This window comes from Burkholderia sp. Bp8998, from assembly GCF_003854235.1.
Taxonomy (GTDB): Bacteria; Pseudomonadota; Gammaproteobacteria; order Burkholderiales; family Burkholderiaceae; genus Burkholderia.
On sequence record NZ_QTQF01000013.1, the window covers coordinates 1 to 18,959 of the forward strand.

15 protein-coding genes and 1 pseudogene are annotated in these 18,959 nt (G+C 67.1%); 11 read left to right on the top strand and 5 right to left on the bottom strand.

The features are described from left to right. A pseudogene (locus tag DIE06_RS14920) lies at window positions 1–145 on the bottom strand (circularly permuted type 2 ATP-grasp protein); the annotation flags it as partial. A 689-nt stretch (window positions 146–834) separates the two neighbouring features. Between DIE06_RS14920 and DIE06_RS14925 the strand changes: the two are divergent. Next, window positions 835–1,827: a LysR substrate-binding domain-containing protein gene (locus DIE06_RS14925; protein ID WP_124662074.1), complete on the top strand. Its 993-nt coding sequence runs from the start codon at window positions 835–837 to the stop codon at window positions 1,825–1,827. A 389-nt stretch (window positions 1,828–2,216) separates the two neighbouring features. Here DIE06_RS14925 and DIE06_RS38275 read toward each other — a convergent pair whose 3' ends face one another. Beyond that, on the bottom strand, window positions 2,217–2,420 hold the full coding sequence (locus DIE06_RS38275) for a hypothetical protein (RefSeq protein ID WP_185733407.1): 204 nt from the start codon (window positions 2,418–2,420) through the stop codon (window positions 2,217–2,219). Between the two features lie 87 nt (window positions 2,421–2,507). Between DIE06_RS38275 and DIE06_RS14935 the strand changes: the two genes are divergently transcribed. From DIE06_RS14935 to DIE06_RS14975, 9 genes are all read left to right on the top strand, one after another. Continuing rightward, a complete protein-coding gene (locus DIE06_RS14935; RefSeq protein WP_124662076.1) occupies window positions 2,508–2,936 on the top strand; it encodes a hypothetical protein in 429 nt (142 codons plus the stop codon). Between the two features lie 76 nt (window positions 2,937–3,012). Continuing rightward, a complete protein-coding gene (locus DIE06_RS14940; protein WP_124662077.1) occupies window positions 3,013–3,771 on the top strand; it encodes a hypothetical protein in 759 nt (252 codons plus the stop codon). A gap of 103 nt (window positions 3,772–3,874) precedes the next feature. Continuing rightward, window positions 3,875–6,616, top strand: a complete 2,742-nt coding sequence (pgaA, locus tag DIE06_RS14945) for a poly-beta-1,6 N-acetyl-D-glucosamine export porin PgaA (protein WP_124662078.1) — start codon at window positions 3,875–3,877, stop codon at window positions 6,614–6,616. 15 nt (window positions 6,617–6,631) lie between these two features. After that, on the top strand, window positions 6,632–8,725 hold the full coding sequence (gene pgaB, locus DIE06_RS14950; protein ID WP_124662079.1) for a poly-beta-1,6-N-acetyl-D-glucosamine N-deacetylase PgaB: 2,094 nt from the start codon (window positions 6,632–6,634) through the stop codon (window positions 8,723–8,725). Further along, a complete protein-coding gene (gene pgaC, locus DIE06_RS14955) occupies window positions 8,722–9,993 on the top strand; it encodes a poly-beta-1,6-N-acetyl-D-glucosamine synthase (protein ID WP_124662080.1) in 1,272 nt (423 codons plus the stop codon). Before pgaB ends, pgaC begins: the two co-directional genes overlap by 4 nt. Then, window positions 9,971–10,459, top strand: coding sequence for a Biofilm PGA synthesis auxiliary protein PgaD (locus DIE06_RS14960; RefSeq protein ID WP_124662081.1), 489 nt, complete (start codon window positions 9,971–9,973; stop codon window positions 10,457–10,459). Before pgaC ends, DIE06_RS14960 begins: the two co-directional genes overlap by 23 nt. 99 nt (window positions 10,460–10,558) lie before the next feature. Continuing rightward, on the top strand, window positions 10,559–12,382 hold the full coding sequence (gene glmS / locus DIE06_RS14965; RefSeq protein ID WP_124662082.1) for a glutamine--fructose-6-phosphate transaminase (isomerizing): 1,824 nt from the start codon (window positions 10,559–10,561) through the stop codon (window positions 12,380–12,382). Window positions 12,383–12,396: 14 nt separating this feature from the next. After that, a complete protein-coding gene (locus DIE06_RS14970) occupies window positions 12,397–13,677 on the top strand; it encodes a hypothetical protein (protein ID WP_124662083.1) in 1,281 nt (426 codons plus the stop codon). A gap of 267 nt (window positions 13,678–13,944) precedes the next feature. Further along, window positions 13,945–14,781, top strand: coding sequence for a cytochrome c (locus tag DIE06_RS14975; RefSeq protein WP_124662084.1), 837 nt, complete (start codon window positions 13,945–13,947; stop codon window positions 14,779–14,781). Window positions 14,782–14,802: 21 nt separating this feature from the next. Here DIE06_RS14975 and DIE06_RS14980 read toward each other — a convergent pair whose 3' ends face one another. The 3 genes from DIE06_RS14980 to DIE06_RS14990 are packed head-to-tail and all read right to left on the bottom strand — an operon-like array spanning window position 14,803 to window position 17,775. Next, window positions 14,803–16,059, bottom strand: coding sequence for a Zn-dependent hydrolase (locus DIE06_RS14980; protein WP_124662085.1), 1,257 nt, complete (start codon window positions 16,057–16,059; stop codon window positions 14,803–14,805). Continuing rightward, complete coding sequence (locus DIE06_RS14985) at window positions 16,052–16,591, bottom strand: L-2-amino-thiazoline-4-carboxylic acid hydrolase (protein WP_124662086.1); 540 nt, start codon at window positions 16,589–16,591, stop codon at window positions 16,052–16,054. Before DIE06_RS14985 ends, DIE06_RS14980 begins: the two co-directional genes overlap by 8 nt. Window positions 16,592–16,608: 17 nt before the next feature. After that, on the bottom strand, window positions 16,609–17,775 hold the full coding sequence (locus DIE06_RS14990; protein WP_124662087.1) for a branched-chain amino acid ABC transporter substrate-binding protein: 1,167 nt from the start codon (window positions 17,773–17,775) through the stop codon (window positions 16,609–16,611). 179 nt (window positions 17,776–17,954) lie between these two features. Here DIE06_RS14990 and DIE06_RS14995 point away from each other — a divergent pair, with 179 nt between their 5' ends. Continuing rightward, on the top strand, window positions 17,955–18,848 hold the full coding sequence (locus DIE06_RS14995; protein WP_124662088.1) for a LysR substrate-binding domain-containing protein: 894 nt from the start codon (window positions 17,955–17,957) through the stop codon (window positions 18,846–18,848). The last annotated feature ends 111 nt before the right edge of the window (window positions 18,849–18,959 follow it).

The following is an 18,959-nucleotide window of genomic DNA, read 5'->3' on the forward strand; positions in this document are numbered from 1 at the left end:
TGCCTGTCCTGCGGAACACACCTTCCGCATCGTGGGCCTTCTGGGCGAGGCTTGCAGGGTTCTGCGTATCGAGCCACTGCTTGAGGCGCGCGTAAGGCGCTCTCACCATATCGCCGGATTGCAACATTTCATCGAACGGTTTCATCGAATTGTTCTCCATCGTTCTCCCCGGCATTGCGCATGCCGGACCGGCGTCACATCTGCTTTGCAAGGAACGTGCCTTGCGCTATCCGCTCGATTCCCCCCTTTTTCCGCCGCGCCACGCACGCTCGTGCGCCATACTGCACCACGACGGTGCAGCGGCGGTGCCATCCGCGGCGTCGACGCGCCGTGATTGCGCGCGACCGGTGCCGCCCCTGTCGACCATAGTTCCCCCGCGTGTCACGATTGTGCAATCTGCACTGCACAAATATGCGCCCGCGCCAACCGTGCGCCTCGCGGCGAATCGTGCCCTCGCAACGTCCGCCCTGGCTTCGGCTCCCCGATCCCCGATTCGATTCCCGTTTTCGACCGGGACGGCACCGCGCCGGGCCGTCGCAACCGACTGCGGGAAAGGCGGGCCGGCCACGCAACCTGCGCGGCCGGCCCTGGGGGGAAGTACCGTCTGCGGCCGCACCGGCGTTCGACGCGGTGAACTAACCGGTTAGCCGGGTCCGGCGCCTCAAACTTATTCAGCCGTAATGCCGCCGACAACGCTCATGCATATTTCGACTGACACCGATCGAAAAAAAACATCGGCTGCATGCGCATGAGGCGCGGTAGGCTAGAGAGTTCGTGCAGCGAAACGGCGCCGCCGCCCCGTGGGCGCCCGACTATAAAAAGCGAAGATCGAACATGGAAGCGAAGTGGCTGGAAGATTTCCTGAGCCTTGCGGATACCAAGAGCTTTTCCCGGGCCGCGCGTCATCGGCACCTCACGCAGTCGGCATTCAGCAGACGAATCGCCGCACTCGAAACGTGGATGGACGCGAAGCTGGTCGACCGCAGCATCAACCCGATCACGCTGACGCCGGCCGGCCAGATGTTCCGCGGGCTGGCCGCGGACATCCTGCGCAGCATGTATGCGGCACGCAACCTCGTAAACGGCTACGACCAGTTCGCGGCAAGCGACCAGGTGGTGCGCTTCGCGGTCGCGCATACGCTCGTGTTCACGCTGTTCCCCGAATGGCTCAAGCGGCTGAACGGCGAAGTCGGCCACGTGACCACCCGCGTCAACGCGGTGAACGTGCCCGAAGGCGTGCAGCAGCTCGTCGCGGGTGAATGCGACCTGCTGCTCGGCTATCACCATCCGCAACTGCCGATCGTGCTCGATCCGAACCACTTCCCGTTCGTCACGCTCGGCGTCGAACGGATCCTGCCGGTGTCGACGCCCGACGCGCGCGGCAAGCCGGTATTCGAACTGCCCGGCACGCCGGACGCGCCGCTGCCGCTCCTCGCGTATTCGTCGGGCGCGTTCCTCGGCAACGTCGTCGAGATGCTGCTGCTGAACGCGTCCGAATCGTATGCGCTGCACCGGTGCTTCGAGACGCACATGTCCGAGGCATTGAAGGGGATGGTCGTGGCCGGGCACGGGATCGGCTGGCTGCCCGAAAGCTGCGTGGAGAAGGAGCTCGCGGAAGGTTCGCTCGTCCGCGCCGGTTCCGCGGACTGGATCACCGAACTCGAGATTCGCCTGTACCGGTCCGCGCGCAAGCGCGGGCTCGCGGCCGAGCAGCTGTGGACCTACATCATGAACCGGCCGCGCGCCGCGGCCGATGCCACGATCGCCGCCGATCCGGTCGCGCCGGCCGTGCGCGTCGCGCGCCGCAGCGCAGGCGGCAGCCGGTAACGCGCCCTCACGTACTCACGTGCGAGAACGCCGGCGCGGCGCGGATCAAACCGCGTCGCGCCGGCCATTAAAACCCGCGCCTGCCCGCGGAGCATTTTTCGCTCCCGCTTCATATTCGAATCAATATCACACACTTGATCGATCTAAATCAAACGGCAAACGTTTGCGCGTCCATGCCGTATTTTTAACCAATTCAGCAATACCTCCGAATAACTTGCCGATTAATACGACGGAAATACCCTGTTACAGAACAAATCAAAAGTTTCTATTTGCATGCGATGCCGATTCACATCAAAACCGTCGCACCCTCTTTTCGGCTTTTCCGGCCTGTGCACCGACTGCCATCACAATATCTCGAGCACAGAAGCAAGAATTTCTTTTATCAGTCGTTATTTTTCGGAACGATCTTCGGTACCACTTCCGTCGGAAAATTTCCGTTTGGTCATCGCTACCGCTGAGCAATAATCATATTCGGCAATATTGACTTTATTCAGCGTTAAACCAACCACCAAAATCCGCCGCAATCCTCCTTCAATAAGACATTTAACACCTGTCCCATTCGGGACACACGCGATTGTTTGTTCAAGACCCATCGTGTATCAATAGCATGTCGCTAAAACAATAGCGTTAATTTCGACTCGGGATAAATGCGCTGTCATCGATTCCGGACGGAGGTTGCAATGCCTTCCTCGTTTAAGCAGCACGCTCGCCCGCTCATTGGCGTCGCTGTATCCGCACTCTGCATCCATGCCGTGGCCCAGCCCCAAACCCCGACCGACACGCCGGCGTCCGGGTCCGGCCCCGGGCGATACGTGATTTCGTATATCTGTGGCGACGCGCGAATCGACGGGACGGCGCCGCTTCCCCCCGATGGCCGTCCGTACAACCTCGGCGTGTCGTTCGTATCGGGCGCCAACGGGCAACCGCTGTCGAACGTGCAGGTGCGGCTGCGACGGCATGGACGCGTCCTCGTCGAATTCAAGGCAACGGGGTCGCGCTGTCTGTTCAGCGTGCCCGAGGCCAGTTACCGGGTCGAAGGGACCTATCAGGGAACGACCCAGTTCGCGGTCGTCGAGACGGGCACGCTCGCCACGCAGTTGCGGTGGTAAGTCCCGCCTGATTCCGCACGCCGACCGCGCGCGACGCGCGTCGTTCGTCACCATCCATCGAATCGCGGAGGATTGAATGACTCGTGCAGAACGACCGGACGGCTCGCCCGTCCGGCAGCCGAAACCCTCCTGGGGCCCGGGAAAGAGTGCGGCACTCAGCATCGTTGCATTTGCCGCGATCTTCGGTGCCTTCGCATACGTCGAGCGGGACGTGGGGCTCGGCCATGCAACCGTGACGCACGACATCGCCGGCATGATCGGCACTGCCGTAGGAAAGTATCGCAAGGCCATCGCGGCCACGACGGCCGACGCGTCCGGTGCGGCGTCGACGGTCGCGCAAGCCGCGCCGGTCTCGCCTTCTGCACCGGGCATGCCGTATGCGCCGACAACACCCGCCCCGTCGGCCGCGGCGGAACCGACCATGCCGCTACAAACGACTCCCCGCTCCGCCGCGAAACACGCGCGCCCCGCGCACGTGCCGTCCACAACGCTCGCGGCGAACGCACACGCCGCATCGGCCAGCGGTCGTGCGGCACGTCCCGGCGACACGCACCGGACGTCACGGTCACAGTCGCTCGCGCGCATGCGAAAACACGTCGACCCCGCGCCGCAGCGGCAACCGCAGTCGTATCTCGCCGACACGGCACACATGGAGACCACGCGCGTCACGCACGACGATCTGGAAGGTGCCCGCGCCCTGGCCAAGGCGCGCTGGTGCGCACGAATCGACGAATGGAACTGCGTGGAGCAAAACGCGAGCCGCGCACTCGCGATCGACCCGAAGAACAGCGAATCGCGGGCGCTGCTTGGACAAGCGATCCGCAACCGCCTGTGAACCGGCCGGATGCCGCCGGGCCTCGCTGCCCGGCGGCGTGACGGCCAGCGACGAGCATCGTCGGGCGGGCAACCGATGTGATCGATTCAGAGTGAGGACTACCGTGGCCAACAATCGTCAACAACAATGCACCACCGTCGCTCCGCCCAACCGGCGGATCCTCCTGCACGCACCGTTGCTGTTGCTGCTCCTCGCGTCCGGCCCGTGCGTTGCCGCCGAAGGCGATGCGGAAGCCGGCAGCGCGAGCGAAATCGCCGGAACCCACGGTGCGCCGGATGTCCTGCCGCCCGACCTCCAGCCGACGGGGGCGTCGATGCGGCTCGCCCAGGATCCGGACACCCTGCCTCCGCTTGCGCCGACGCCGATCGCGCAGGCATCCGATGCGTCGATGCAGATCGCGCAGGCGTCGGCCCCGCAACCGCAGGCGATGCCGACCACGGTCGTGGTGGAGCCGGACGCGGCGCAGCCGAGTGAACCGGCACCGGGCGCGCAAGCGTCGAGTACGGAGGCACCCGACGCTCAGGCGTCGAATGCGCCGATGCAACTTGCCCAGGCAACCGACACCGCGCCGCCGAATGCGCCTGCATCGGACACGCCGATCCAGATCGCGCAGCCCGCGAGCACCCAGCCGCCCGAAGCACCGCCGCAAGGCGCTTCCACGACGCCCGACGCACCTGCATCTCAATCGCCAGCACCGAGCGCGTCCCCTTCGGACACCCCGCTGCAGGCCGCGACCGACGCGCCGCCGAACGCACCGACGCAAACCGCGCAGGCATCCGGCACGCCGATGCCGAACTCGCCTGCGCCGGTTACCGCGACGCCCGGCGCGCAACCGCCGTCGTCGCAGGGGCCGAATTCGCAGACGCCCGGCGCCCAACTGCCGGGCACGGCGACGCAACCCTCGCAAGGTCCTGACGTCGAAACGCCGAATGCCCAGGCGCCGAATCTCCGTACCGCCGACGTCGCGACCGTGCGCAACGACGTGTTCGGCCTCGCCGCGAGCGGCGGCGCGATCAAGGCGCTCGAGGAAGCGAAGGCACGGCCCGATGCGTTCTCTGCCGTCGACATCGCGCAGCTCGAAGAACTGTCGATTCGCCAGCAGGTGCGCGGCGGACGCGACAAGTCGCGCTCGATGACGAGCTCGGACCGCTTCGACGGGATCGACAACGCGCTGCGCGCGGCGGACGAACTCGACAAGCGGATGCCGGCCACGCCCGAGTACACGCCGGTCAGGACCGCTCTCGCGGGCGACCGGGTGGTCGCCCTTGCGGCGCGCGGCGACATGAAGCAGGCCGTTGCGACGTTCGAGACGATTCCGCCCGACGCGGAGATCTCGATCGACGCGCTGGCGGCCGTCGGCGACGCCTACCTGTACCTGAGCGAACCTGGCAAGGCGAACGCCGTGTACCAGCGCGCGCTGCAGCAGGCCACCGCGTCGCCGACGGATCGCGCGACCCGCGGCTTCCAGTACGGCGCACGCACGCGTCCGATCGAACTGCGCGAAGGACTGTTCTGGTCGTACGTCGACCAGGGACGCGCGACGGACGCGAAGCAGGTGCTCGACGACATGGAAAAGTCGCTGCCGCCGGCCCAGCAGGTGACCAACGTCGGCCCGGGAGAAAGCGACTATCTGCGCTACTACCGGCTGCGTGCGCAATACCTGATCTATACGGGCCACGTCGACGAAGGGATCGCCACGCTCGAAGCGCTCGAGAAACAGGTGCCGTTCAACGCGGAGATCCGTGCCGCGCATGCCGACGCGGTGTCGGGCCAGTCGCATCCGCGCCAGGCGATCGCGATGTATCGCGCATCGCTGACCGATCACCCGGACAGCGTGGAGATGCTCGCGGGCCTCGGCCGCGCATCGCTCGTCGCGGACGACTACGCAACCGCGAAGAGCGTCGACCAGACCCTGGACAACGTGTTCCCGGACAGCGGCGCCGTGCGCGGCTTCAAGCGCGACTACAAGGCATACCGCAGCCCCATATTCACGACCGACCTGAGCTTCGAGCACGGTAACAGCGCCTTGGCCGACAACAGTTTCACCTCGGACAGCTACATTTACTCGCAGCCGTTCGGCGACAACTGGCGCGTTTTCTCGCACACGTTCTACGGCCATGCGCAAACCGACAGCGGCAGCGTCAGCCGCACGCGCACGGGCGTCGGCGGCGACTACCGGCACGGGCCGCTCACCGTGCTGGGCGAAGTCACGCGCTCGCTCGGCGGTGACGGCCGAACCGGCGGCCGCGGGTCCATCGCGTATGCGCTGAACGACTACTGGACGGTCTCCGGCGCGCTCGACAGCAACGACAACTCGCTGCCGTGGAAGGCGTATGCCGCGCACATCTGGGGCCGCTCCGCGAACGTCGCGGTCGTGTATCGCCAGAACGACCGTCGCGAGGTCAAGCTGAGCTACGGCGTGAGCCGCTACAGCGATTCGAACCTGCACCAGGAGATCAACGCGACCGCCACGCAGCGCGTGTACACGGCGGCCAACCAGCTCGTCAACGTCTCGCTGGATCTCGGCACCGACAGCAATACGCGCCAGAACGCGCCCTACTTCAGCCCGGGCCGCGACTACGCGGCCGCGGCCACCGTCATGCATCAGCTGACGCTGTGGAAGAAGGGCGACATGGGGTTGCAGCAGCGCCTGTCGGTGTCGGGCGGCGTGTACAACGAGCGCGGCTTCGGCACGAGCCCGCTATGGAGCGCGCGCCTCGAGCACGCGTGGACCTTCAAGCACGACATCACGCTGAGCTATGGCGTCGAGGTCAGCAGCCACGCATACGACGGCCAGCGCGAGCGCTCCGAAACCGGCTTCATGTCGGTCAACCTGCCGTTCTAGCGAGGAGATCGCTCAATGCAAACCAGACGGACCTTCATGTGCGGATGCGTTGGCACGTTCGCCGCCTGTTCGCTGTTCCCGGGCGTGACGAACGCCCGGATGATCGACCTGCTGCCGCCGTCCGATCCGGCCGACGGCAAGACGTTTCGCGTGATCTGCATGCACGACGTGCGCGACAACCTGATGGCGTCGTTCTCTTCCCCGAACGCGATGGTCGACCCGTTCGCGGTCGACACCGGCACGCTGACCGCGATCTTCTCGTGGCTGCAGACCAACAACTACCACACCATCACGGTCAAGCAGATCGAGGAGTCGCGGCACGGCGGCAGGCCGCTGCCGCCGCGCGCGGTGCTCCTCACATTCGACGACGGCTTCCGCAGCCACTACACGAAAGTGCTGCCGCTGCTCGAACGCTTCAAGTATCCGGCCGTGATGGGCCTCGTCACCGCGTGGATCGATGCGCCGCCGGATACGCCGATCCGCATCAGCGACAAGGTTCAGTTGCCGCGCGACTCCTTCCTGTCGTGGGACGAGGTGAAGAAGCTCGGGCATTCGGAGTTCGTCGAGCTCGGTTGCCACACCCACAACCTCCATCACGGTGCGGTCGCGAATCCGCAAGGCAACGAATTGCCGGCGACCACGTCGCATCTCTACCTGCAGGACCAAAAGCGCTATGAGACCGACGCCGAATTCCACGCACGCGTGCACGACGACCTGCAGACCTGCGTGCGGCAGATCCGCGAACGAACAGGCATCGTCGCACGCTCGATGGTGTGGCCATACGGCGCGGAAAACCAGCCGGTGCGCCAGATCTCGACGTCGCTCGGGATGGACATCCAGTTCAGCCTCGACGCCGGCCCGAATACGCCGGACGTGCCGCTCGACCGGCTGCGGCGGATCCTGATGATGTACGACGTGGACATCGGCGGGTTCGAGCGCTCGATGCGCGAGCCGGCATCCAACCGCGGCGACATCGACGTGCCCGAGCGCATCGTGCAGGTCGACCTCGACCAGGTCTACGATCCGAATCCCGCGCGGCAGGAAGACAATCTCGGCAAGCTGATCGAGCGCATCTACCGGATGCAGCCGAAATCGGTGTACCTGCAGGCGTATGCCGACCCGAAAGGCACCGGCGTGGCCGAGGCCGTGTATTTCCCGAACCGGCACCTGCCGATGCGCGCCGACCTGTTCTCGCGCGCCGCCTGGCAGCTCAATACGCGCTCCAACGTGCAGGTGTACGCGTGGATGCCGGTGCTCGCGTTCCGCCCGCCGCCGGACAAGCATCAAGGGCTCGAGGCCGTCAGCGCATACGGTGGCGCACCGGCCCGCGAGAACGGCTCGCACGTGTTCCGGCTGAGCCCTTTCGATCCGGAGGCGCGGCTGATGATCCAGCAGATCTACGAGGATCTCAGCAAGCACGCATCGTTCAGCGGCATCCTGTTCAGTGACGACGCCATGCTCGACGACTACGAGGATGCGGGCCGGCATGCGCTGCGCACCTATTCGCAGTGGGGGCTGCCGGCCGACGTCGGCAAGATCCGCGAGAACCCCGACCTGATGAAGCGCTGGACGCGCCAGAAGTCGCGCTATCTGACCGACCTGACCCGCCAGCTGGAACAGATCGTGCTGGCCCACCAGAACGTGGGCGATGTGCTGACCGCGCGCAACATCTTCGCGATGCCGGTGCTCAAGCCCGAATCGGAAGCGTGGTACGCGCAGAACTACGACGACTTCCTCGCCCACTACGACTACGTCGCGCTGATGGCGATGCCGTACATGGAGCAGGCGAAGGATCCCGAGGGCTGGCTGGACCAGCTCGTGCGGGCCGTCCGTGCGAAGCAGCGCGGGCTGCAGCGCACCGTGTTCGAACTGCAGTCGTACGACTGGCACGCGCAGAAGCAGGTGCCGGCGGGCACGCTGCTTGCGCAGATGAGGCGGCTGCGCAGCGAGGGCGCGGTGAATTTCGGCTACTACCCCGACAACTTCCTGAACGGCCAGCCGGAGCTCGACGCGATGCGCGACGTGATGTCGCTGAAGTCGCGCCTCGATCCGACCTCGATCAATGCGCTGATGCAGATGCAGCATGCACAGGGGACCAAGACGCCATGACCACCCACGGCATCATCCAGCGCCTGCAGGACTTCGTCTTCTACTATCCGTTCTTCATGTCGTATCTGTGGATGATCGGCGGTGTCGTGCATTACTTCCTGCTCGAGGAAGGCCGCGAACTGTCGACGCGCACGATCGCCGCGAGCGGGATCCCGAAGATCTCGATCGTCGTGCCGTGCTTCAACGAGGCGGCGAACGCGCGCAGCGTGATCCGTCACCTGAACGCGATGGACTACCCGAACTACGACATCATCGCGGTCAACGACGGCAGCAAGGACCGCACCGGCGACATCCTCAACGAGCTGGCCGTCGAGATTCCGCGGCTGCTCGTGATCCATCACGCGTGCAACGAGGGCAAGGCGGTCGGGCTCACCACCGCGGCGTCGGTCTCGAACGCGGAATACCTGCTCTGCATCGACGGCGATGCGCTGCTCGCGCATGACGCGATCGGCTGGATGCTCGAGCATTTCCTGACCGATCCGGGCGTCGGCGCGGTCACCGGCAATCCGCGCATCCGCACGCGCACGTCGCTGCTGGGACGCATGCAGGTCGGCGAATTCTCGTCGATCGTCGGGCTGATCAAGCGCACGCAGCAGGTGTACGGCCGCATCTTCACGGTGTCGGGCGTGATCACGATGTTCCGCAAGACCGCGCTCGCCGATGTCGGCTACTGGAGCTCGGACATGCTGACCGAGGACATCGACATCAGCTGGAAGCTGCAGTGCCGCGACTGGCGCGTCGTGTACGAGCCGCATGCGCTCAGCTGGATCCTGATGCCCGAGACGCTGAAGGGGCTCTACCGGCAGCGGGTGCGCTGGTCGAAGGGCGGCATCCAGGTGCTGCTCAAGTACGCAGGCACGCTCGCGCGGCCGACGCAGATGATGATGTGGCCGCTGTTCGCCGAGTACCTGATCGGCATCGCGTGGGCCTATTCGATGTCGTTCATCCTGCTGCTCGCGCTGATCGGCGTCGTCTACCCGCTTCCGTCGAGCTGGCATGTGTCCGTGGTGCCGCACTGGCACGGGATGCTGCTGGTCGCGACCTGCATCCTGCAACTGATCATCGGCTGCATGATCGATCGTCGTTACGACGAAAAACTCCTGATGTATTTCCTTGACACCATCTGGTACCCCGTCGCCTTCTGGCTGATCAGCATGATCACCACCGTCGTCGCCCTGCCCGCCGTGTTACTGCGGGGCCGCGGCAAGCGCGCCGTTTGGGTCAGTCCCGACCGAGGTATTCAACATGAAGAACGCGCCGATTATTGACCTTTCCCTGCGCGCGCCGCGCGAACTGATCGCCGAGCGCGGCAGTCTGTTCGGGCCCGTGCTCGTCGTGTGGTTCCGCCTCTTGCGGCCCGCGCTGGTCGGCGGCGTATGGGCATCGATCTGCATCTACACATATCGCTACCTGCTGCCGTTCAACCAGGCCGAGATGCCGATCGAGCAGATCGTGTTCTACGTGACGAGCATCGCGCTGATCGCCGGCACGATCGTCATGTGGCTGATCGCGGGGCGCGTCGTGCATCCGCTCGCGTACCGGTGGCGCGCGTCGAAGATGCTGCGGCGTTCGGCCGGCGTGAAGATGCGCTCGGTGCCGCCGACCGCGCTCGCGGGCGCCCGCCGGCGCGGCGCGCGACGCACGACGCGCATTCTCGTCGCGTCGCACGATGCGAACGGCTCGATCTCGGGCATCGAATGGATCGCGCATGCGGGACCGCAACCCCGCGAATAGGTCACCCCGGAGACGTGCCGCGCGACGCGGCACCGCTCCTGAAATCGTGCTGGCGCGCGTCGCGCGCCGGCCGGCAATTTCCCGTAGACGAGGTGAATCATGTGCGGAATCGTCGGAGCAAGCGGCCTGAACAATCAGGTCCCGCAACTGGTCAATGCGCTGAGCCGGCTCGAATATCGCGGCTACGATTCGTGCGGCATCGCCGTGCTGCGTGACGGCCGCCTGCGCAGCGAACGCACGTTGCGGCGCGTGGCGGACCTGCAGGACCGCGTGCTGACGCTCGGTCTCGAAGCGCAGACGTGCATCGCGCACACGCGCTGGGCGACGCACGGCGCGCCGTCGGAAATGAACGCGCACCCGATCATGTCGGGTGACACGATCGCGGTCGTGCACAACGGGATCATCGAAAACCACGATGCGCTGCGCGCCGAGATGCGGGAGCGCGGCTATACGTTCCGCGGCGAGACCGACACCGAAGTGATCGCGCACCTGATCCACAGCATGTATCGCGACGACCTGTTCGATGCCGTCGTCCGCGCGGTCAAGCGGCTGCACGGCGCGTATGCGATCGCCGTGCTGAGTGCGCGCGAACCGCAGCGGCTCGTCGCCGCGCGCGCGGGCTCGCCGCTCGTGATCGGCATCGGCGCGGACCAGAACTATCTCGCGTCCGACTGCGCGGCGCTCGGCGACCTGACCGACCGCTTCGTCTACCTGGAAGACGGCGATGTCGCGCTGATCACGCCGGAGCGCATCGACGTGGTCGATTCGGTCGGGAGCGCGGCACAGCGCCCGCTGTGCCTGGTCAAGGCGCGCGACGACGACGCCGCCCTCGGCCCGTATCAGCACTTCATGCAGAAGGAGATCTTCGAGCAGCCGAAGGCGATCGCCGCCACGATCGACGGCATCGACGCGATCTCGCCCGCGCTGTTCGGCGGCAGCGACAGCGCGCGCGCGCTGCTGTCGAAGACCCGGAGCGTGCTGCTGCTCGGCTGCGGCACCAGCTACTACGCGGGCCTGACGGCGAAATACTGGCTCGAGGGCATCGCGGGCATCCCGGCGCAGGTCGAGATCGCGAGCGAATACCGCTACCGCGATACGGTGCCCGATCCGCGCACGCTGGTCGTCGGCATTTCGCAGTCCGGCGAGACCGCCGACACGATCGGCGCGATCGAGCGTGCACGCGGGATGGGCCAGGACCTGTCGATGGCGATCTGCAACGTCGCGACCAGCACGATCGCGCGCAGCGCGCCGCTCTGCTTCCTGACGCGCGCCGGCATCGAGCTCGGCGTCGCGTCGACCAAGGCGTTCACGACGCAGCTCGTCTCGCTGTTCCTGCTGACGCTGATGCTCGCACGGCAGCGCGGCCGGCTCGACGCCTCGCAGGTCGCGATGCACCTGAAGAAGCTGCAGGAACTGCCGGACCGCATCGGCCACGCGCTCGCGCTGGAAACGCAGATCATGGGCTGGGCCGCGAAGTTCGCGCGCACCGAGAACGCGCTGTTCCTCGGCCGGGGCATTCACTATCCGATCGCGCTGGAAGGCGCGCTGAAGCTCAAGGAAGTGTCGTACATCCATGCGGAAGGCTATCCGGCCGGCGAACTGAAGCATGGTCCGCTCGCACTCGTCACGAGCGCGATGCCGGTGGTCACGATCGCGCCGGACGACCGCCTGTTCCAGAAGCTGAAGTCCAACATGGCCGAGGTGCGCGCACGCGGCGGACGGCTGTACGTGCTCGCGGGCCATCATCTCGAGATCGATGCCGACCGCGACACGCACCTGATCCGTGTGCGCGAATCGGGCGACGCGCTGTCGCCGATCGTCAACGTGATTCCGCTGCAACTGCTCGCGTATCACGTCGGCTGCGCGCGCGGCGCCGACGTCGACAAGCCGCGCAACCTCGCGAAATCGGTCACCGTCGAGTGATACGGAAGCCGTTCGTGGCGCACGCCACGGTCACGCGCCCGAACGCGGCACGGCGCGCTGCCGCGTGGCGCGTCGCGACCGCGCTCTGCGGCGCGTGCTGCGCCGTCGCCGCACCGCGCACGTTGGCCAGCGCGCCGGTCGTGCACACCGTCACCGTGCAGGCGCCCGCATCGCCGCAGGACAGCGGCGACCCGCGGCGTTTCATGCACGGGATCGGCGTGGCCGACGCCGGCAACGGCCGGCGCTGGGTGTTCTTCAGCAGCTCGGGCATCGTGCCGCGCGGCGCGCTGCGCAACGGCAACTGGCCGCATGACGTCTACGTCGGCGAATGGCTGCCGGGCAAGCCGCGCCTGCTGCGCGTCCATACGTTCATCAGCCGCCCAGAGGCGCAGGAACCCGTGTCGATCGCGCAGAATCCGCGCGGCGACATCTTCGTCACGCTCGAGGACGGCTGGAACGCGCCGCAGGTGGTCAGCCAGCGATACGGTGTCTATCGGCGTGACCTGAAGCCGGTCAAGCCCTACCCGAACGACGTCGAGACGGGCGGCCACTCGGGGCACGTCGCCGCGGTCGGCGAACGCTTCGTCGTGTTCTATTCCGCCGACTGGATCGACGGCGGCGGCGTCGACAACCTCGGCACCGGCAATGGCGTCTACGTGAAAACCTACGACGCCGAAGGACGCGTGGTAAACCATGTGCCGGTCGCGCCGCATCGCCGCGAATGGTGGCCCGTGGTCGCGGGCTCGCCACGCCGCGCGTTGCTGGTCTGGCAGAAATACATCGAAGGCAGCACGGACGCGACGCTCGAATTCGCGATGTTCGATCCGGTCAGCGCGAAGCTCGACATGCTCGGGCCGCTGAGCGACGCGATCCAGTATTACGTGTATTCGTCCGCCTACGTGCCGGCAGTCGACCGCTTTGTCGTCGTCACGACGACGGCGGACAATCGCGGCGTCGCGATGCTGATCGACCCGGATGGCCGCCGCGTCGCGACGCTCGACTGCCTGCCGGCGTCGGTGCGCGAGTCGGGGATCGGCGTCGACGGCATGCATGCATACGTGCCGACCCGCGACGGGCGGCTGCTGACGCTGGCGCTTTCGCCGACGGGCATGTCGGTGAGCGGTGTGCAGCGCTCGCCGATTCCGTGGGGCTCGACCGGCATCGCCGGATTCCCGGCACGCGACGGGACGATGCATTTCGTATCGCTGACGCCGTCCGGGACGCGCGAAGCCGATTTCGACACGGCACGGGAAACGCCTCTGCCGAAGGCCGATGCGCAGTGTTCGGCGCATTGACGGCGACCCGGCACGTCGATCCCGCTCGACACGAGCGATCCATGCGGTTGCGCCGCTACCCGATTCGCGCAGTGCGATCCCCCGGTACACATCGGCCGGCCCGGTAGCCGGGTCCGCGGCGGCAGCCCGGCCCGATCCCTCGCGCCTGCCGGGTTCCCGCGCCGAAGTCGCCAGCGCCGCCCGTACCGGATAGACTGTCGCCCGATTCCATCCATCAGCCGCGGCGCTCGCCCCTTGCCGCCGCCGGAACGCCCCCAAGGAGAACGAATGGTGAAGCGCCAGTGGTTTTCGCTGTTGCTGCTGACGGTGTGCCTGATCGCCACGCGCGCGTCCGCACAGGGTTCGCTCGAACTCGAGACCGATGGCACGCCGCGTGTCCTGACGCGCCAGGCGCTGCTCGCGCGCGCCGATGCGACGGACATCCACGTGCCGCGCGACATCGCGTACGGCCGGCCGATGACGTTTCGCGCGGTGCCGTTCGCCGCGCTGCTCGGCGACACGCCGCTGCCGGCGGACGGCGTGCTCGAAACGCGCGCGGCCGACGGTTTCGCCGCGCAACTGCCGCTGGACCTCGCGCGCCGCCGTGCGCCGGCCGGCGCCGTTGCGTGGCTCGCGATCGAGGATCCCGCGCACCCATGGCCGAAGCTGCCGGGCAAGCAGGTCGGCGCGGGGCCGTTCTATCTCGTGTGGCTGGGGCCGGACGCAGCGTCGGTGCGCGGCGAGCAGTGGCCATATCAGATCGTTCGTATCACGATCGAATCGTCGCCGCTCGCGCGCTGGCCGTCGCTCGCCGTCGATCCGGCACTGCCGGCGAACGATCCGGCCCGTGCGGGCCAGCGGCTGTTCGTCACGCAATGTCTCGCGTGCCACCGCGTCGACGGCGCGGGCAGCAGCCAGGCCGGCCCCGACCTGAACGCGCCGATGAATCCGGTCGACTACTTCCAGCCCGCCGCGCTGCGCCGCTACATCCGCAATCCGGCATCGGTGCGCGACTGGCCCGGCCGCGTGATGCCGGCGTTTCCGCCCGACCAGCTCAGCGACCGGGAACTCGACCAGATCGTCGCGTACCTCACGTACATGGCGCGGCGCAAGGCCGGCAAGTAGGCCGCGCCTGTCAGGCGCCGATCACGCGCCCGCTTCCTGCGCGCTCTGCAGCACCGCGCGCAGCAACACGTCGGCGCCTGCCGCCGACCATTCCGGCGTGATCGCCTCGGCCTCGTTGTGGCTCAGCCCGTCAACGCAGGGCACGAAGATCATGCCGGTCGGCGCGACGCGCGCGACATAGCACGCGTCATGGCCCGCACCGGACACGATGTCCATGTGCGACAGCCCGAGTGCCTGCGCCGCGTCGCGCACCGCGTCGATGCAGCGCGGCGCGAACGGCACCGGCGGATACGTGAAGATCTGCTCGATCCGCGCGCCGAGGCCGGCGTCGGCCGCCACGCGCGCCAGCTCCGCACGCAGTGCCGCATCGAGTGCATCGAGCACCGCATCGTCGGGATGACGGAACTCGACCGTGAAGAAGCAGCAGCCCGGCACCGTGTTGCGCGAATTCGGCCGCGCCTCGATCATCCCGACCGTCGCGCGCGCGTGCGGCGCATGACGGCGGCCGAGCGCATCGACGAATTCGATCATCCGCGCGGCGCCCACCAGCGTGTCGCGCCGGAATTCCATCGGCGTCGTGCCCGCGTGCGCGTCGACGCCCGTCAGTGTCACCTCGTACCAGCGCTGCCCCTGCCCGGCCGTCACGACACCGATCGTCCTGCCCGCGCGTTCGAGAATCGCGCCCTGCTCGATATGCAGCTCGTACGCGGCATGCACCGGATAGCCGCCGACGGGCTCGGCGCCCGCATAGCCGATCCGCGCGAGTTCCTCGCCGATCGTCTTGCCTGCGCCGTCGGTGCGCGACAGCCCGTATTCCAGCGGATAGACGCCGGAAAACACGCCGGCCGAGATCATCGCCGGCGCAAAGCGCGAACCTTCCTCGTTGGTCCAGATCACGACGTCGATGGGACGCTCGGTCTCGATGCCCGCATCGTTCAGCGCGCGCACGACCTCGAGGCCGCCGAGTACGCCGTAGATGCCGTCGTAGCGGCCGCCGGTCGGCTGCGAATCGGCGTGCGAGCCCGTCATCACCGGCGCGGCGTCGGGATTGCGGCCCGCACGGCGCGCGAACACGTTGCCCATTCGGTCCACCCGCACCGTGCAGCCGGCATCGCGCGCCCACGCGACGAACAGGTCGCGCGACTCGCGGTCGAGGTCGGTCAGCGCGAGACGGCAGACGCCGCCCTTCGGTGTCGCGCCGATCTGCGCCATCCGTTCGAGCGACGCCCACAGCCGCGCGCCGTCGACGCGCGGTGCGCCCGCGAGGTCGTCACGCATTGCCGGCCTCCGGTGCGTCATCGCGCGGCGCCGCCTGCAGCGCATAACGGAAATCGCAGCGCTTGCCGCCCTGCATGATCGTGCTCGTGCGCGTCAGCGCGATGCGCGGGTCGTAACCCTCGATGAAGTAGCTGTCGCGCGCGCAGCTCAGCAGGTGGCCGATCTCACCGAGCCCCATCGCGTGATACATCTCCGCGTAGCTGCAGCGATGCACGTCGTAGTCGTAGTGCGCGTCGTCCGCGCGGTGCACCTCGACGTCGAGCGCATCGTCCTTCTCCCACAGCACCTGCAGCGCGATGAACGACTGCACGCTCGTGCCGTCGGGCTCCTGCGCGGCGAACGTGCGGCCCGCGTCGACGGCCGCGCCGCGCACGGCTTCCGCGATCACGGCCTGCGCGCGCCCGGTGCCGAATTCGCGCTTCATGATCTCGTAGATCGGCTTGATGATTTCCGCTTCGATGCGGCGCCGCGCGAGGATGCCGAGGCGCGTGTCCTCGGGTGCCGCCGCGGCGGCATGAGTCGTATCGGTCATGGGGTTCGTCTCCGTCGTCATTTCGTTGCGGGGTGCGCGCCGCCGAGCACGTCGACGACGGTCCACTTGCCGCCGCGCACCTGGTAGATCGTGAATGCCGGGTCCTTCCGGTTGCCTTCGCCGTCGAACGCGACCCGGCCGGTCACACCGGGCCGGTCGATCGCGCGCACGGCCGCGACCAGCTTCGCCGGCTGGGTCGTGCCGGCCTTCTGCGCGGCCGCGATCAGCGTGGCGGCCGCGTCGTACGCGAACGGCGCATGCAGTTCGATCGGCGCGTTGAAGCGTGCGCGGTACTGCGCGTCGAACGCCTTGCCGCCCGGCATCCGGTCGAGCGGCAGGCCCGGCTCGAGCGCCGTCACGCCGTCGCCGTCCTTGCCCGCGAGCGACAGGAAGGTCTGGCTCACGAAACCGCCGGCGCCGAGCAGCGGCGCATTCACGCCGAGCTGGCGCATCCGGCGCGCGATCGGCGCGGCCTGCGCGTCGAGCCCGCCGAAGAACACGAGATCCGCGCGCTTGCCCTTGATCGCGGTCAGCACGCCGCTGAAGTCGGTCGTCTTGTCGTTCACGTACTGGCGATCGACGATCGTGCCGCCGTTCGTCTGCACGCCCTTGACGAACTGGTCGGCGAGCCCCGCGCCGAACGACGTGCGATCGTCGATCACCGCGATGCGCTTCGCCTTCAGCGTCTTCACCGCATAGGCGCCGGTGAAATTGCCGCCCGCATCGTCGTGACCCATGATGCGGAACGCCGTCGCGTAGCCCTGCTGCGTGTACGGGTGGCCGGTGGACGCCGGCGCGATCTGCGGGATGCCCGCATCGCGGTAGACACGCGACGCCGGCACGCTGCAGCCGGTGTTCCAGTGCCCGACGACGCCGATCACGTGCCGGTCGACGAGCTGCTGCGCGACCGCGACGGCCGTGCGCGGGTCGGATTGATCGTCGGCCGCGACGAGCTTGTAGACGACCGGCTTGCCGCCGATGCTCGGATGCTTCGCGTTCGCGTCGTCGATCGCGAGTTGCGCGCCGTTCTGCAGGTCCTTGCCGATCCGCGCGGACGGGCCGGTGAGCGGTGCGGCCAGACCGATCAGGATCGTCTGCGGCGCGGACTGCGCGAAGGCGGGAACGGCGGCGATCAGTGTGGCCGCGGAGAATGCGAGGCTGGCGGGAAAGAATGCGATTTTCATGTGCAGGGATCAGTGATTCGGGAATCAAAACATGAAAAATATTAAATAATCTGCCGACACGCCCCAAATACCCAATTGTTGGATGCTTATTCCATTCCCGACCCAATAACGTAATTACCTGTAAATACAGAATATTTTATTGTTGTCGCTTACCCAGACTTTTCGATAAAATTCGATACATGAAAAATATCGAACAATTGCCGTCCGATCCACCCCTGCGCGCCGTCCGCGCGTTCGAGGCATTCGCGCGTCTCGGGTCGGTCACCGCGGCCGCGCACGAGCTCGACATCACGCCATCCGCGGTCAGCCATCAGCTGCAACTGCTCGAAGCGTTCATCCAGACGCCGCTGACCGTGCGCGAAGGCCGGTTGCTCGCGCTCACCGACGAGGGACGCGACTATTACCGCTCGATCAGCGCCGCGTTCTCGGTGCTGCGCAGCGCGACGCGCTTCGTGCGCGACCGGTCGTCGCTGCGGCAGATCACGATCAGCCTGATTCCGCTGCTCGGCATCGGCTGGTTCATTCCGCGGCTGCACGCCTTCCTCGCCGACAACACCGACGTCGACGTGACCGTGCTGTATGCACATCACCGCAACTATCGAAGCGACGCATCCGACCTGTCGATCCGCTTCGGCACCGGCGACTGGCCCGGCTACCGCTGCGAGCGGCTGCTGCCGGGCGCGATGGTGCCGATGTGCAGCCCGTCGTTCCTGACGCGCCACGGGCCGTTCCGGACGCCGGCCGATCTCGCGCGGGCGCCGCTCGTGCACGACGAGGATCGCAGCACCTGGGTCAACTGGCTACAGGGCGCCGGCGTGCGGCACGTGTCGCATGCGGTGGGGCCGATGTTCGAGGACGGGCAACTGACGCTGAGCGCGGCACGCGCGGATCTCGGCGCGGCGCTGCTGCGCGCGCCGCTGGTCGAGCGCGAACTGGCCAGCGGCGAACTCGTGAAGCTGTTCGACCACGCGCTCGACGACGGGCGCGACTACTACCTGTGCACGCGCGAGGACACCGACCTGCCGGACGGGGCGCGTCGGCTCGCCGACTGGCTGAGGAAAATCGCCGCGTGAGTGCCCGGTCCGCCACCTGCCGGCGGACCGTCAAGCTTGCCGGGCGAGTCGGCGCCTTGCGGATGACCTCACGTGTATATATGATATGCATATCATATATCGGAGGTTGCG